Origin of the sequence: Pedobacter sp. (assembly GCF_040513095.1) — a bacterium.
GTDB lineage: Bacteria > Bacteroidota > Bacteroidia > Sphingobacteriales > Sphingobacteriaceae > Pedobacter.
Genome location: NZ_JBEVDX010000144.1, coordinates 50,831 through 64,965, shown reverse-complemented (window position 1 = coordinate 64,965; position 14,135 = coordinate 50,831). Strand labels below are relative to the sequence as shown.

Sequence of the window (14,135 nt, the reverse complement as noted above, 5' to 3'; positions counted from 1 at the left end):
GCTTAACTGATTTACTAATGAACCACAAACATGCCAAGCTCCAAATGAGCGTTTATTTTAAGTCCATACTCCGTTTCAGGATACCTAAAGTGTACCTCGTATGCTTTTGGTTGTTCTTAATCGTGATGGGTTTTACACAGTATAAACCCGGTACTGGTCTGCCGCCAGGCGATCCTGGTAATGGAGGGCTGGCACTGCCAGGCGGCTTTCGTGCAGTTGTAGTAGTAGACAGTTTAAAAGGTCAGGCAAGACATATCGCCGTAAACGACAATGGGGATATTTATGTGAAAGCCAGAAATCATAACCGTAATGACGGATACGGAAACATCGCCCTGCGCGACACAAATAATGATGGAAAGGCAGATATCATACAGCCTTTCGGAAAATATGAAGGCCGTACCTATGGTACTGCCATGCGCATCCATAACGGCTACCTTTACTTCAGCTCTGAACTGATCGTGTACCGCAATAAACTGAAACCAGGTCAGCTGGTGCCAGACAGTAAAATGGATACAATTGTGGTTGATAATCCTCCGTACCACGAACACCAGACCAAACCTGTTGCCTTTGATGACAGCGGACATATTTATGTGGGCTGGGGAGCTGGTTCCAATGCCAGTCAGGTTGCAAACAGGCGTCCTGGTTCTCCGGGAACCGGAACCCCTGATTCGGAAACTGATCCAAGTCCTTTTTTAGTAGACCATGGTGGTATCTGGATGTTTGATGAGAACAAATTGAACCAGAAACAGGAAGAAGGCGTAAAATTTGCAACAGGACTGAGAAGTATTGTGGCACTGGAATGGGACCATAACAGTAAATCTTTATATACGATCAACCACGGGCGTGATGACCTGAGAATGTTATGGCCCGCTATTTACACTCCATGGGAAAGCGCTATCCTGCCTGCCGAAGAATTCTTCAAGGTAAAACAGGGCTTAAACGGGGGCTGGCCATATTATTATTATGATCAGCTGAAAGGTAAAAAAATCCTGAACCCGGAGTATGGTGGTGATAAGGTTAAAGAAGGTAATGGTGCTAAACTGACGCAGCCGCTGATCGGTTTCCCGGGGCACTTTGCACCAAACGACCTGATGTTCTACAAGGGGAACCAGTTTCCTGCAAGATATAAAAACGGTGCATTTATGGCATTCCATGGGGCAACAAACCGTGCACCATATCCTCAGGCGGGATATATCATTGCATTTGTTCCCTTTAAAAACGGCGTGCCTTCTGGCCCATGGGAAGTATTTGCAGACGGATTTGCAGGCGTTGACCCGATCGTTAACGTAAGTAACGCAGTTTACCGCCCGATGGGACTTGCAGAAGGGCCTGACGGTTCCCTGTATGTGAGTGACACCGAAAAAGGAAAGATCTGGAGAATTATGTTCAAAGGAAATAAACAGACTTTTGGTGCCGCACAGCTGGCTGCAATGGCGAAACGTAAAGTGACACGTTCCAATATCAAAACCCCAAATGCAATTACAGATGACCTTGACAGGGGAAAACTGCTGGCAGCTGCAAAAGTATATACTACATACTGCAGTCCTTGTCACCAGCGTGATGGTAAAGGCGACGGTAACCGTTATCCGCCAATTGCAGGTTCTGAATGGGTAAACGGTGATAAAACTAAACTGATCAGTGTGATCCTGAACGGACTTCAGGGACCGGTTCAGGTAAAAGGTTTACCTTACAACGAAGTGATGCCTGCACATGGTTCATTCCTTAAAGATGAGGAGATTGCGCAGGTAGTTACCTATATTAAGAGCAATTTTGGAAATACCCCGGGTACAGTAACACCGGAAGAAGTAGCTGCGGCAAGAAAATTAAAACCATAATCCAAATACAATATATATAATGCTTAATAAGAACAGTTTCCCGTACAAATGCTCTCCAACATTGTCAGTTGTCTCTCTTTGTCTGGCCTTTTCACTTAGTGCAAATGCGCAGGGCGGCTTATTTAAAGCCTCGGTTTTTACACCTCCAGGTAGCTTTACCACTGGCGTAGAGGGTCCGGGAGTGGATAAAAAAGGAAACCTGTATGCAGTAAACTATGACCATGATGGTACAATTGGTATCATTACCCCTAAAGGGAAGGCCAGTGTTTTTCTGGAATTGCCAAAGGGCAGTGTGGGCAATGGTATAAGGTTTGACAGTAAAGGCAGTATGCTTATAGCCGACTATACCGGGCATAATATCCTGAAAGTAAATATGGCTACCAAAGAGATCAGCGTGTTTGCACACGAAGGAAAGATGAGTCAGCCCAATGATATCGCAATCGATGACAAAGACCGTTTGTACGCAAGTGATCCAAACTGGAAAGCGGGAACAGGCAGGGTCTGGCGCATTGATACGGATGGCAAATTTACTTTATTATATGATGCTCCGGGTACAGTAAACGGTATTGATGTAAGCCCTGATAATAAAACTTTATATGTAAATGAAATCCTGAAGATCTGGGCATTTGACCTTTCACCGGAAGGTGAGGTCAGCAATAAACGTCTGGTAATCGAATTCCCTGATTTTGGAATGGATGGCATGCGGGTTGACGTTGATGGAAATATTTATCAGGCGCGTTATGGAAAAGGCGTTGTAGCCAAAGTTTCTCCGCAGGGCAAACTATTGCAGGAGATTGTTCTGAAAGGGAAAAAACCTACCAATGTAGCTTTTGGTGGCAAAGACGGCCGCACAATGTATGTGACGATCCAGGACGAGAAAAACCTTGAAACTTTCAGGGTTGATAAACCCGGTCGGGAGTGGCTGAGAACAAAGAATAGTAAATAGAATTATATTACCATTAAACCTTAAATCAAATGAGTACAGAAAGAAGATCTGCCCTGAAAAAATTATTATTATCTGCTGTTGGCGTAACAGGATTTGGATTATTTGCAAGTGCAAGTACCAAGGATGCAGCACCAGAGAAAGAAGCTGGCAACATCACTAAAATGGATGATGTTCCATTGTTTTCTGGTCATACCAAATTAGGAAACATGATTTTTGTTGCCGGTAAAGGTGCACACGTTGCCCCGTTTACTATTGAAGCACATACAGACATCGTATTGAAAGAACTTGAAGCTGAGCTGATCAAAGCGGGTTCATCAATGGAAAAAGTAGTGAAAGTTACGGTATACCTGAATGATATTGCTGATTACAAAGGTCTGAACGAAGTGTACAAAGGCCGTTTCGGAAAAAAACCGCCGGTGCGTACAACTATTGCTGTTGCTAAAGGTGGTGTACCGGGAGATTCTCTGGTAGAGATGGACTGCATCGCATATATCTAGTCATATTTTAAATTCTGTTGATCAAAAATTGTCATGAAGCTAAAGCTTATTTTTTCTGGTTGTCTTTTTATTGCAGTAACCTGCAGTAATTATTCGGCCTTTTGCCAAACCAAAAAAACTGTAAAAACAGTTACTAAAGTGAGTACCATTACTGTCAGCAAAGCAGATATTGCCGCTGGTCAGCTGCTCATCAGCAAGTCGGACTGCGTGGGCTGTCACAGCGCACAAAATAAAATGGTTGGGCCTGCTTATGTAACTATCGCTCAAACTTATCCCATGACAGAAGCTAATCTTACGGCTTTGTCACAGAAAATAATCAGTGGTGGTAGTGGTAAATGGGGACAAGTACCAATGACGCCACATCCTGCACTTACTTCTCCGGATGCAAAGAAGATGGTTAAATACATTCTTTCTTTAAATTCGAAGTAAAAAGGTTGCGGTAACGCCCTGAATTAGGCGGAGGCTGTATGCTGTGATTTCAAAACCACAGCATACAGCCTCTTTTTGTTTGGAAACAATGAAGATGCAGGTAATGGTTGATTTTTGTATCTTTAAGTAATTGTAAATCAGTTTGCCAGATAAATCACCATATCCAGAATTTGGGTCAGGTTATCCTTATAACGTGTACCTGCTAATAATCATTCCTGTATTATTGCTTGGCCTTGGCTTGCTCAATCAGTCGGATCTGATTGTTGTGATGATGAACCTGCCTATCGGCATGCTGATCTATTATATTGCCTTTGCGCGCTTCAGTTGCAAGATCGAAATCAACGAGGCAAATGAAATGGAAGTTATCTATTTCTTTCCATGGGATGACAACATAATCATCAGCCTTGACGATTTCGAAAACCTTTCTGTAGAAAAAGGAAAGTACAGCAGCTTTTTTGTGCTTTGCTTTACTGCAAATGAGCAATTCTCGGAATCTGTTGAAGTAAATGTGAATACCAGGATGAACGGGATGAACTTACTGCTCCGTTTCATGGAAAAGGCCGGCAGGCTCAAAGTACGCAGGCCAATTGATAAAATATCACTTTGATTTTCTAAACTGTCTGTATCAGATGTATTTATGTCAAATAAATAGTGATTCCCTGTGATCTTTGCTGTTTCTATTATCGTATTCTAAACTAAGGCCTGTGATTTTTTGCGATCCCACTAAATATTTTGCGGTATTTCGTGATTATTTCGCTTTCTAGCGAAATACAGTAAAAAATTAGGGTTTATTTGATTGTAAGCAATTGTTGTACAGTTTGTTATGTGATTGGCATTCCTATTGTATGCTTATAAAGGCTAACACACAAAAAAATATTCATAGAGTAATGTAAAAACGTTTTACCCTTTTATCAACAGATCATGATGGAAAGTATAGCAGTAAAGTCACGGAAAATAAATGGTTCCATCACAAGGAAGGTTATTGAATTGCATAATATTGGTTATGTCTTTGATTTTTTGATTTTAGATCAGCAGGAAGTGATTTGCCTGCAGGACAATAAACATTTTCCAAAGGAAAATGTAAATGTTAAAGTAATGGGGCAGGGATATGACCTGTTCAGTCACTCCTTTAAGTATATCCATACAATTGAAACCAGCTGCGGTAAACGTGGTCTCCTGCTGGCCGATGAGGTCTATACCTGGCTGCAATAATTTCTTCTGCAGTACAGCAATGTAGCAGATTTTTTATTTGGTAAAAGCCGGTCCAAAGGTTAGTTTTGTTTTATGCAACAACTACCTAAACGCCTGTTATCTATTGATGTACTCCGGGCAGTTACCATGTTCCTGATGATCTTTGTAAACGAATCAGCCGGAGTCAAAAACGTTCCGGTATGGTTGGATCATGCAAAGGCAAGTGATGATGCCATGGGATTTGCAGATACCATTTTCCCCGCATTCCTGTTTATCGTCGGGTTGTCACTTCCTTTTGCGATTAACAACAAGATCAAAAAGGCTGAGTCCTTCCTGAAAATCCTTATCTATATTCTCACGCGCAGCGCAGCACTGCTGATCATGGGCTTTTTTCATGTGAACCTGGAAGATTACAGCGCTGCTGCTGTTTTGCCCAAGGCAGTGTGGGCTCTGGTCATCACTGCAGGTTTTTTTCTGATCTGGCTGGATTACCCGGAAACAATGCATAAGACAAAAAAATATGTGCTGGTAGCTGTTGGAATAATACTCCTGCTTTCTATGGCCGCTTTGTTTAAAGGCGGAACGCCAGAAGCACCAACCTGGATGAAGCCATCATGGTGGGGTATCCTGGGCATCATAGGATGGTCATACCTCGTTTGCGCCGTACTCTATCTGTTCAGTAAAGGAAGACTGAGTCTGCTGATCATATTCTGGGTATTATTTGCTGCTGTAAATATCACTGTACACATGGGGATGCTACCAGGAAGAATCTGGCTTATTGGCGACGGATCCTCTGTAACTTTAACTATGGGCGGTATCGTGATTTCCGGTTTGTATGCCAGGCTGGTGGGCATCGGTAAAACTCAGCGTTTGTGGTTAATTATGGCCGTATTGGGATTTGGTTTGATTGCTGCCGGATTATTCATCCGCCCTTTTGCAGAAGGTATTTCCAAAATTCATTCAACACCCGCCTGGGTAATGATCTGCAGCGGCATTACAATACTGTTTTTTGAACTTGCTGTTTACCTTATTGATGTGCTTGGCAAGAAGGATTGGTTCAAATGGATTGCACCGGCCGGAACCAGTACGCTGACCTGTTACCTGATGCCATACTTCCAGGTGTACCTTATGCGTTTATTCCATATAAAATATAGTGTGTTTCTCAATACAGGTAGTGTTGGCCTGATCCGGTCTTTTGCTATATCGTTTATCCTGATAACACTGGTGGGATTGATGGAAAAAAGAAGAATAAGACTGAAACTTTAATAACTGATGTTTATCCCGGCTGCATAAGCTTTATGAAAAATTCAAGATGAAGACTAAAAACTATAACACTCCTGATGGCCTGCTTTCATGCCTTGCATTGCTTTGCATGCTGATCTTTGCTCCCGGTTTTCAAAGTTTCGCCCAAAACACGAAACACAAGAAGTATGTAGTCATAGGTTACGTAGGTGGGTACCGCGGTCTGGTAGATACCAGCCTGGTGAATGCAAATAAACTGACACATATCAATTACGCTTTTGTAAATGTTCAGAATAACCGTGCCTGGCTAACCAATCTGAAAACTGACTCCACAAATTTTAGAAATCTAAACAAGCTCAAATTGAAGAACCCGGACCTTAAAATCCTGATTTCTATTGGTGGCTGGGCCTGGAGCGGCAACTTCTCTGATGCCGTACTTTCTGATACTTCGCGTAAGGCTTTTGCCACTAGTGCGGTTGATATTATCAGAAAATACAGCCTGGATGGTGTAGATATCGACTGGGAATATCCTGCACAGGTAGGTGCGGGCAATAAATTTCGCCCTGAAGACAAGCAGAATTATACTTTGATGTTCCAGGCGCTGCGTGAAGAACTTGACAGGGCCGGGAAAGAAACAGGTAAGAAACTATTGCTGACCACTGCAGTGGGTGGTTTTAAAAGGTTTTTAGACCTGACAGAAATGGGTAAGGCACAGGCTTACCTGAACTACATCAACCTGATGACCTATGATTATTTCCAGGACAGCCTGGGGATTTCGGTTCACCATACCAATCTGTATGCATCTAAAATGTATAACGGACAGGATAATGCGGATAAAACTGTTGCAGAATATATCGCTGCAGGCGTACCGGCCTCTAAACTTGTTATGGGTCTGGCGTTCTACGGACGGTCATCTATAGTTGCAGAAAATACGCAGAATGGCCTTGGGGTTAAAACAACAGGAAAGGCGCAGGGTGGAGGTTATACATTGATAAAAGATAGCCTTACGAATAAAAACGGCTTTAAGTACTACCGTGATAAGGATGCAAAAGCCCCATATTTATATAACCCCATCAGCAGGCAGTTTATTTCTTTTGATGATGAATGGTCAGTGAAAAGCAAAGCTGATTATGTAAAAGATAAAAAGATGGGCGGATTGATGTTCTGGGAATACACCAGCGACCAGAAGGAATATTTGCTGGATGAGGTGAATAAAGCATTTAAGTAATATGGTAGTGTAAATGTTACCTTATTTCCATTGAACTACAGCCAGTTTAAGGAAAAGGTTGAAAACATGACTGATGATAACGTTTACAGTGCAATGCTGATTAACTTATGAACAAGTTGCAGAAAAATATGACCATGCCTCCGCAAAAGAAACCAGGAAATGGCAGCAGGCCCCGCTGATCGTTTGGATGTGGGAAAGCTACCAGATCAGCAGCAAGCTGTATGCAGAGGTGGATCAGATGAAAGACCGGACGCTTGAGGCAGATTACTACGAAAAACATTACCCGATTATCGGGAAGAGATTACAGCAGGCTGGATTACGTCTGGCAGGATTGCTGAACGGCATTCTTTAGGGACAAGTTTTTATTTATCTTTATGCACTAATCATAAATAGGGGAATAGGGCGTTCTGTCATTGTTACCTTATCACGCTGAATCATGAAGAAATTCGTTTTAACCTCTCTGCTCTGTACACTGATCATTACCGCTGTCAGTACTTCTGTTACTTTAGCGCAAACAGCAAATAAAGCTAAAATCGACAGTTTACTCAAAGCCGTTTCGGCCGATAACCAGGCCATGGGCAGTTTAGCCATTGCACATAACGGCAGCATGGTATATCAGAAAGCTATAGGTTACAGCGCTGTTTCCGGTGCAAATCACACCGAAGCAAACCTGAAAACACATTACCGTATAGGTTCTATCAGCAAGATGTTTACTGCTGTCCTGATATTCCAGCTGGTAGAAGAAGGTAAGCTGACACTCGATACAAAACTCGATGCATTTTATCCCCAGCTGCCAAACGCTGGCAAGATCACCATCAGCCAGATGTTATCTCACAGAAGTGGATTATATAATTTCGTGGTAGATACTGCTTACCAGACGTATATGTCCAAACCGCGGACTTCAGAAGAAATGCTGACTGCCTTCGCAGCTCAGCCCTCTGTTTTTGAGCCGGGCAGTAAAGCAGAATACAGCAATACCAATTACGTGCTATTGGGTTATATCGTCGAAAACCTGAGCAAAAAAACTTATGCTGAGGTACTCAAACAAAAGATTGCACGTAAATTGGGACTTTTAGATACCTATTACGGTGGCAAAACAAGTACCCTTAAAAATGAAGCATTTTCATATGTGCCCGGTGATGGCTGGCAGCAGATGCCGGAGACGGATATGAGTATCCCAGGCGGTGCAGGTGCTGTAGTTTCCACGCCGGCTGATCTTGTTAAGTTTATTGACGGTTTATTTGCCGGCAAGCTGATCACTGAAGCAAACCTGAGCCTGATGAAAACACTGAATGATGGTTTCGGAATGGGCTTGTTCCAACTCTCTTTAGGACCAAAAAAGGCCTATGGACACAATGGTGATATTGATGGATTCTCATCAGTAGTGGGTTATTTTCCCGAAGACAAGGTGGCATACGCATACTGCGCCAATGGAATTGATTATCCCCTGAAAGACCTTGTGAATGCTGCGCTGAAGATCTATTTTAATATGCCCTATACCATACCGGTATTTAAAACTCCGGTCTTAACAACTGAAGACCTGGATAAATATGTAGGAAATTACTCCAGCCTGCGGGTGCCGATAAAAGTAGTTGTAACCAAAAAAGGCAATGTGCTGGTTGCACAGGTTACCGGTCAGCCATCATTTAACTTAAAACCTGTGGCAAAGGATAAATTTGCTTATGCCCTAGCCGGGATTGTAATGGAGTTCAGACCGATATTTGGTGAATTCACGCTAAAGCAGGGTGGGGGCGTATTTCCCTTTACCAGGGATGATAACTAATTTGATGAAGCCGGATTTGCCAGCATGCTAAACCGGCCATTTTTCCAAACGGTAAGCGCTGTCCCAGAACATCCACTCGAGTCTTGAAGCCATTACAAAAGCCTTAGTCATTTGTTCCCGCTGCGAAACAGAACATGTTTCCGCAACATCATCACAAATGGCAATTGCCTTATCAACCAGCAAGCTAAATTCTTCGCCTGCATAGGTATTGATCCAATCCTGGTAAGGATTTGAGCCTTCACGCTGGTTTGCATAGATGTAATCACCTACTTTTTTGTAGATCCAGAAACAGGGTAACACTGCTGCCATCGCTACCTCTACCTGATCAAGACTTGCTTTGGTTAGTAAGAACTGCGTGTAATTCTGGCAGGTAGGGGAGGCCTCCGAAGCGCCGGTCACGTTAAACTGCTTAAAATAGCCTTCATGCAAAGATCTTTCCACTACAACGGCTCCTTCTGCAAACCTTATGAAATCCAGCGTGTAAGAATGGTTAAAACATCTTGAGGCAATGAGGGATAAAGCTCTGCTGAATTCTACGAGATAGATGCCGTCCTGCTGCATATAGAACTGAAAACGTTCCAGTAACAAGGTGCCGGATAGCAGTTCCTGGTTAAACGGCATTTCTATAATACTGGTATAAATATTCCCGATTTCATTCCAGGCGCTCTCAGTCCATTTCATGTATATGTAATTTAAAGGGATTAAAAAAATGATTCAAAGGACCGTGTCCATGTCCGGTTTTCACGTCCTTACCATGTAATATTGCATTGTGGACGTAGGTTCTGGCCAGCGCGATTGCTTCCGGCAGCTCTTCACCCAGTGCCAGGTATGCGGCAATTGCCGAAGACAATGTACAGCCTGTCCCATGTACGTTTTCGCTCTCAATAAAATCCGATTCAAAGATCTGTTCTTCGCCCTGCGTGCTGACATATACATCGTAGAGTCTGCGTCCTTTCAAATGTCCGCCCTTCAGCAACACAGCAGTGCATCCGGTTTGTAACAACGCTTTTGCCGCAGTCCGCATCTCTTCCAGATTTGTAATCCGCTGTCCGGTCAGGATTTCAGCTTCGTCCAGATTGGGAGTAACCAGTGTCATCAACGGAAATAATGCTGTCTTTAAGACGGAGACCGTATCTTCCCTGATCAGTTTATCCCCACTGGTAGCTACCATCACAGGATCGAAGATGACCGGTGTATTTTGATAGGCTTGTAAAGTATCACTGATGGCCTCAGCCAGTTCAGTGCTGTGAACCATCCCGATTTTAATGGCAGAGGGTTTAATGTCATCCATTACTGCAACGATCTGGCCCTGTACAATATTAGCAGGAATACTGTGTATACCAGTTACGCCCATTGTGTTTTGTACAGTAATTGCAGTAATTGCCGATGTTCCGAAACAACCGAGTGCAGAAAAAGTCTTCAGGTCTGCCTGAATACCTGCACCGCCACCACTGTCAGATCCTGCAATAGTAAGTACAGATGGATAATGGCTAAACTTCATATGGCTCTTTCAATTTCATTTCTGATCACTGATGCTGCTCTCTCGGGATCATTTGCAGAACAGATTGCAGTAATGATTGCCAGGCAATCGGCACCGGACCGGATGACTTCTGCAGCGTTGCCGGCATGGATGTTCCCTATGGCCACCAGCGGATGTTTAGTGAGGCCTCTGACTTCCCTGATGCCTTCGAGCCCCCATTCTGTTATGGTATCGGTTTTTGTAGCAGTATGAAAAACGGGACTGAGGGCAATGTAATCAGCTACCATCGCATGCGAGGTGCTCAGCTGGTCGATATGTTCCAGTGAATAGCCCAGAATAGATTCCGGCCATTGCATCCTGATCATCACCGGCGATAAATCGGAATTGCCCACATGGATGCCGGCAGTCCGGCCATGCATCGCTACCGACAGCATATCGTTTACGATCAGCGGAATACTGTGTTTATCCAGCAGCTCTTTTAACCGGAGTGTTTTGCTCAGAAAGTCCTTTTCCGGCAATTCTTTTTCTCTTATTTGTACGACATCTACGCCGCCTTTGATGGCCGCTTCGACTACCTTGAAGAAATCTCTTCCAAGGCAGGCACGCTCGTCAGTAACGAGGTATAGCTTATGTTTGAATGGTGGCATATGTTTCTTCCAGCGTGAGTCTTGCGTTAAATTCTTCTTCAGTAAGGGTTGACAGTATATCTAAAAAGTGCATTTGCAGACTTCCGGGGCCAGAAGACACGGCTGCGGCCATTTCACCTGATACCCCCATTAAGGCCATTGCAGCTGTTGTAGCCTCAAACAGGTTTTCAGGGTTCAGGGCACAGAATGCAGCGATCAGCGCTGTTGCTGTACATCCCATCCCGGTTATTCTTGACATCAGGGGATGGCCGTTTCTAAGTGAAATCCTTTTAGCCTGATGAACAACCGTATCAGTAGCTCCGGAAACGCAGATTACTGCACCTGTTGTTGCGTTCAGATGCATTGCGGCTCCTATTGCCTCCTCAGTTTGATGGACGCTGTCTACACCCTTGGTTTGTACACTCACTTGTGCCAGTGCCATAATCTCTGAAGCATTGCCCCTGATCACAGAAGGATGGTATATTCCAATCAGTTCCTTCAGCACTGCATTACGGTAAGGGCTTGCGCCCGCTCCTACGGGATCAAGTATCCAGGGTTTCTTTAAGGCCTCAGCTTGTCTGATGGCAAGGCGCATACTTTCCACCCAATATTCGTCAAGCGTCCCGATATTGATCACCACTGCGCCTGCAATATTCACCATATCTTTCATTTCCTGATGGGCATGTGCCATGATAGGGGATGCCCCGGCAGCCAGAAGGGCGTTTGCCGTATTGTTCATCACCACATAATTGGTAATGCTGTGCACCAATGGTGATGCACCTCTTAAACCCGCTATAGCATTCCAGATTCTCTGTTTCATTGGCTAAAATTTACAGCAATGTGAGGCTTTCTGACCGGAAAAGAAGATAAATTCATTTGCTTTTTCCTACGCCGGTATAAGCCGGATCAGGTGCAAAGTGTGTAATCTCAGTCCGTTTCAGGGGACACCACTAAAGCTATTACAAGTTTAACGATTTTTTGTCACATTAGGTAGGAGTATACAGGGAGATTCGGTAGCAGGATTGCATTGCAAGGCCATGGGAAAGAAATAGCTGCGCTGCGACTGCGCTTTTTCGCCGGAAATAGCGCAGTCGCAGCGCAGATATCCTCTATTTATAGTGCTGCGGTATAAAAACTGCATGCATTCTTTACTCAACTTAGTGGGGACCTGCCTGGTTTTCTGCCAGAACAACCGGACTTCGGAGGCCATGACTGGACTTTGCTGGACACAGGTTTGGAGTATATAAAGCGTTGTATTACTTTAGGTTATAAATCTTAAAAACCAAATATTATGGCCAGAGTAACCGGAAAACACGTCACAGGCGTATTGGGCCCTGTAACGCTAAGAAGATACCGCAAAAAGCAAACGATGTCCATCAGGAGCGGTGAAAAAATTAAGCAGACTGTAGCAACAAAAAAATGCTCCAGTACCTTTGGAAAAGCAAACATGTTGGTCCAGAGTGTCAGAAGCAGATTTGCTCCGTATACAAGGGATTTCTGTGATGGAACGATGTACAACCGTATGAATTCAGTCATGAGTATGATATTTTATGAATCAATTGATACGGAGACAATGGAATTTTCATTTACAAAAAAGAGCTTTGATAAATTGTCTGGTTTTGATTTTAATATCAAATCCCCACTCATCCACAGTTTGCGTGTAAAGCCTGAAGTAAGCCTGGATGAGCATGACATTGTGATCAAAATGGATGAACTAAAAATTCCCGTACAACTGAAATTCCCTGCTAAAAGTCAGTTTTGTAAAATTACCTTCAGTATAGTGCTTTACAGGCTTAAAGAGGCGCTCATGATTGATATACCTGAAGAGCAAAGCCTGGTGATTTCAAAAAACCAGAAAGTTTTTGAGGCGCAGGAGTTCCGGTTTAGGGTTCCCGCCGGCTGTCTTTGCCTGCTGGGTTGTTTTCTTGATTTTTATTGTAACAGTGGTGAATTCCAGCTCCTGCAGAACAACGAAGTATTTAATCCTGCGGCTATCCTCAGCGCCCTGATCAGTACGGGTGAATATCAGAAAATTGATAACCGAAGATGGAGAAAAATGCCAGGATTGGACTGGAAACCCCGCAGAAACAGGTACTGATCAATATGTTAATCCTGCTCAGCTAATTCCCAGTTCATTAAAGCCATTACCCTTTTAAACTCGTCATGCAATGGAGCGGTCAGGTGTAGAGGTTCCATGGTTACCGGATGTCTAAACGAAAGTTCCGAAGCATGCAATAACATGGTTGTCATGTCCCATTGCTCCTTGAAAAACCTGTTCTGTTTATTGCAGCCATGTTTCCTGTCGCCAATGATAGGATAAAAAATATGGGCGAAATGTTTCCTTAACTGGTGCATCCGCCCTGTGGTAGGGCTGGCTTCAACCAGTGAATATCTTGAAGTTGGATGTTGCCCGAGGGGAATATCCAACTCTGCCTGTTTTAAGGTCACAAAGGAAGTAAAAGCATCCTGGATCATGCCGTTTTCCTTCACCAATGGGTAATCAATATCCATGCTGTCGGGAGAGTAACCTCGTACTACAGCTTTGTATTTCTTTTTGACGAGACCTTCCTGGAACTGTTTGTGCATGGCAATTTCCACATCTTTTTCGAAAGTAAAAAGGAGCAGGCCGCCTGTTTTTCTGTCAAGGCGGTGTACCGGACTCACATACCTGTTAACCTGGTCTCTCAGCAGCTGCAGCGCAAATTCTTTGGCATCAGTAGCAATTGAAGAGCGGTGGACCAGCAGGCCATGGGGTTTGTTGATCGCGATTAAATGTTCGTCCTGGTAAACAATATCCAGCATAAATTTTTTTGGCAAAGATAACATTCTGCTACCTTTTAAACATCAAATGCTCAAAAACTGGTTTATTACATCAAAA

15 protein-coding genes, 1 pseudogene and 1 riboswitch are annotated in these 14,135 nt (G+C 43.6%); of the genes and pseudogenes, 11 read left to right on the top strand and 5 right to left on the bottom strand.

The features are described 5' to 3' along the window. Nucleotides 1-17 precede the first annotated feature (17 nt). The 10 genes and pseudogenes from ABWY16_RS16310 to ABWY16_RS16265 all read left to right on the top strand — a co-directional run bounded on the left by ABWY16_RS16310 (nucleotide 18) and on the right by ABWY16_RS16265 (nucleotide 9,151). Nucleotides 18-1,835, top strand: a complete 1,818-nt coding sequence (locus tag ABWY16_RS16310) for a PQQ-dependent sugar dehydrogenase (RefSeq protein WP_353905714.1) — start codon at nucleotides 18-20, stop codon at nucleotides 1,833-1,835. A gap of 19 nt (nucleotides 1,836-1,854) precedes the next feature. Then, the gene (locus ABWY16_RS16305; RefSeq protein ID WP_353905713.1) at nucleotides 1,855-2,781 is read left to right on the top strand and encodes an SMP-30/gluconolactonase/LRE family protein; all 927 of its coding nucleotides are present in this window, start codon (nucleotides 1,855-1,857) and stop codon (nucleotides 2,779-2,781) included. Nucleotides 2,782-2,810: 29 nt separating this feature from the next. Beyond that, on the top strand, nucleotides 2,811-3,278 hold the full coding sequence (locus ABWY16_RS16300; protein WP_353905712.1) for a RidA family protein: 468 nt from the start codon (nucleotides 2,811-2,813) through the stop codon (nucleotides 3,276-3,278). Nucleotides 3,279-3,311: 33 nt separating this feature from the next. Continuing rightward, nucleotides 3,312-3,707, top strand: coding sequence for a c-type cytochrome (locus ABWY16_RS16295; RefSeq protein ID WP_353905711.1), 396 nt, complete (start codon nucleotides 3,312-3,314; stop codon nucleotides 3,705-3,707). 193 nt (nucleotides 3,708-3,900) lie between these two features. Beyond that, the gene (locus ABWY16_RS16290) at nucleotides 3,901-4,314 is read left to right on the top strand and encodes a hypothetical protein (RefSeq protein WP_353905710.1); all 414 of its coding nucleotides are present in this window, start codon (nucleotides 3,901-3,903) and stop codon (nucleotides 4,312-4,314) included. 314 nt (nucleotides 4,315-4,628) lie between these two features. Beyond that, nucleotides 4,629-4,919, top strand: a complete 291-nt coding sequence (locus ABWY16_RS16285) for a hypothetical protein (RefSeq protein ID WP_353905709.1) — start codon at nucleotides 4,629-4,631, stop codon at nucleotides 4,917-4,919. A 72-nt stretch (nucleotides 4,920-4,991) separates the two neighbouring features. Continuing rightward, a complete protein-coding gene (locus ABWY16_RS16280) occupies nucleotides 4,992-6,164 on the top strand; it encodes a DUF5009 domain-containing protein (protein ID WP_353905708.1) in 1,173 nt (390 codons plus the stop codon). Nucleotides 6,165-6,210: 46 nt separating this feature from the next. After that, nucleotides 6,211-7,368 carry a glycoside hydrolase family 18 protein gene (locus ABWY16_RS16275; RefSeq protein WP_353905707.1) on the top strand — a complete coding sequence of 386 codons (1,158 nt, stop codon included), beginning with the start codon at nucleotides 6,211-6,213 and terminating at the stop codon, nucleotides 7,366-7,368. Nucleotides 7,369-7,498: 130 nt separating this feature from the next. Then, nucleotides 7,499-7,720: pseudogene (locus ABWY16_RS16270) on the top strand (S1/P1 nuclease); the annotation flags it as partial. A gap of 84 nt (nucleotides 7,721-7,804) precedes the next feature. After that, nucleotides 7,805-9,151 carry a serine hydrolase domain-containing protein gene (locus ABWY16_RS16265; RefSeq protein ID WP_353905706.1) on the top strand — a complete coding sequence of 449 codons (1,347 nt, stop codon included), beginning with the start codon at nucleotides 7,805-7,807 and terminating at the stop codon, nucleotides 9,149-9,151. A gap of 27 nt (nucleotides 9,152-9,178) precedes the next feature. Here ABWY16_RS16265 and tenA read toward each other — a convergent pair whose 3' ends face one another. Genes tenA through thiM form a run of 4 tightly spaced genes read right to left on the bottom strand, consistent with a single transcriptional unit; the run spans nucleotide 9,179 to nucleotide 12,077 of the window. Beyond that, nucleotides 9,179-9,832, bottom strand: coding sequence for a thiaminase II (tenA, locus tag ABWY16_RS16260; RefSeq protein ID WP_353905705.1), 654 nt, complete (start codon nucleotides 9,830-9,832; stop codon nucleotides 9,179-9,181). Further along, a complete protein-coding gene (thiD, locus tag ABWY16_RS16255; protein ID WP_353905704.1) occupies nucleotides 9,819-10,652 on the bottom strand; it encodes a bifunctional hydroxymethylpyrimidine kinase/phosphomethylpyrimidine kinase in 834 nt (277 codons plus the stop codon). The genes tenA and thiD overlap by 14 nt, the downstream gene beginning before the upstream one ends. Then, nucleotides 10,649-11,278, bottom strand: a complete 630-nt coding sequence (thiE, locus tag ABWY16_RS16250; RefSeq protein WP_353905703.1) for a thiamine phosphate synthase — start codon at nucleotides 11,276-11,278, stop codon at nucleotides 10,649-10,651. The genes thiD and thiE overlap by 4 nt, the downstream gene beginning before the upstream one ends. Further along, nucleotides 11,259-12,077, bottom strand: a complete 819-nt coding sequence (gene thiM, locus ABWY16_RS16245; RefSeq protein ID WP_353905702.1) for a hydroxyethylthiazole kinase — start codon at nucleotides 12,075-12,077, stop codon at nucleotides 11,259-11,261. The genes thiE and thiM overlap by 20 nt, the downstream gene beginning before the upstream one ends. A 46-nt stretch (nucleotides 12,078-12,123) precedes the next feature. Beyond that, nucleotides 12,124-12,219, bottom strand: a riboswitch (TPP riboswitch). Between the two features lie 329 nt (nucleotides 12,220-12,548). Between thiM and ABWY16_RS16240 the strand changes: the two genes are divergently transcribed. Next, nucleotides 12,549-13,355 (top strand): hypothetical protein, encoded by an 807-nt coding sequence (locus tag ABWY16_RS16240; protein ID WP_353905701.1) that lies wholly within the window; start codon nucleotides 12,549-12,551, stop codon nucleotides 13,353-13,355. An 8-nt stretch (nucleotides 13,356-13,363) separates the two neighbouring features. Here the strand turns inward: ABWY16_RS16240 and ABWY16_RS16235 are convergent, their stop codons facing one another. After that, nucleotides 13,364-14,059, bottom strand: coding sequence for a pseudouridine synthase (locus ABWY16_RS16235; protein ID WP_353905760.1), 696 nt, complete (start codon nucleotides 14,057-14,059; stop codon nucleotides 13,364-13,366). Nucleotides 14,060-14,135 lie beyond the last annotated feature (76 nt).

Coding starts and splice junctions, on each gene's coding strand:
- ABWY16_RS16275 (WP_353905707.1), top strand. CDS start 6,211: ATGAAGACTAAAAACTATAACACTCCTGATGGCCTGCTTTCATGCCTT.
- ABWY16_RS16295 (WP_353905711.1), top strand. CDS start 3,312: ATGAAGCTAAAGCTTATTTTTTCTGGTTGTCTTTTTATTGCAGTAACC.
- ABWY16_RS16300 (WP_353905712.1), top strand. CDS start 2,811: ATGAGTACAGAAAGAAGATCTGCCCTGAAAAAATTATTATTATCTGCT.
- thiE (WP_353905703.1), bottom strand. CDS start 11,278: ATGCCACCATTCAAACATAAGCTATACCTCGTTACTGACGAGCGTGCC.
- ABWY16_RS16310 (WP_353905714.1), top strand. CDS start 18: ATGAACCACAAACATGCCAAGCTCCAAATGAGCGTTTATTTTAAGTCC.
- ABWY16_RS16240 (WP_353905701.1), top strand. CDS start 12,549: ATGGCCAGAGTAACCGGAAAACACGTCACAGGCGTATTGGGCCCTGTA.
- thiM (WP_353905702.1), bottom strand. CDS start 12,077: ATGAAACAGAGAATCTGGAATGCTATAGCGGGTTTAAGAGGTGCATCA.
- ABWY16_RS16235 (WP_353905760.1), bottom strand. CDS start 14,059: ATGCTGGATATTGTTTACCAGGACGAACATTTAATCGCGATCAACAAA.
- ABWY16_RS16265 (WP_353905706.1), top strand. CDS start 7,805: ATGAAGAAATTCGTTTTAACCTCTCTGCTCTGTACACTGATCATTACC.
- tenA (WP_353905705.1), bottom strand. CDS start 9,832: ATGAAATGGACTGAGAGCGCCTGGAATGAAATCGGGAATATTTATACC.
- ABWY16_RS16280 (WP_353905708.1), top strand. CDS start 4,992: ATGCAACAACTACCTAAACGCCTGTTATCTATTGATGTACTCCGGGCA.
- ABWY16_RS16305 (WP_353905713.1), top strand. CDS start 1,855: ATGCTTAATAAGAACAGTTTCCCGTACAAATGCTCTCCAACATTGTCA.
- thiD (WP_353905704.1), bottom strand. CDS start 10,652: ATGAAGTTTAGCCATTATCCATCTGTACTTACTATTGCAGGATCTGAC.
- ABWY16_RS16285 (WP_353905709.1), top strand. CDS start 4,629: ATGATGGAAAGTATAGCAGTAAAGTCACGGAAAATAAATGGTTCCATC.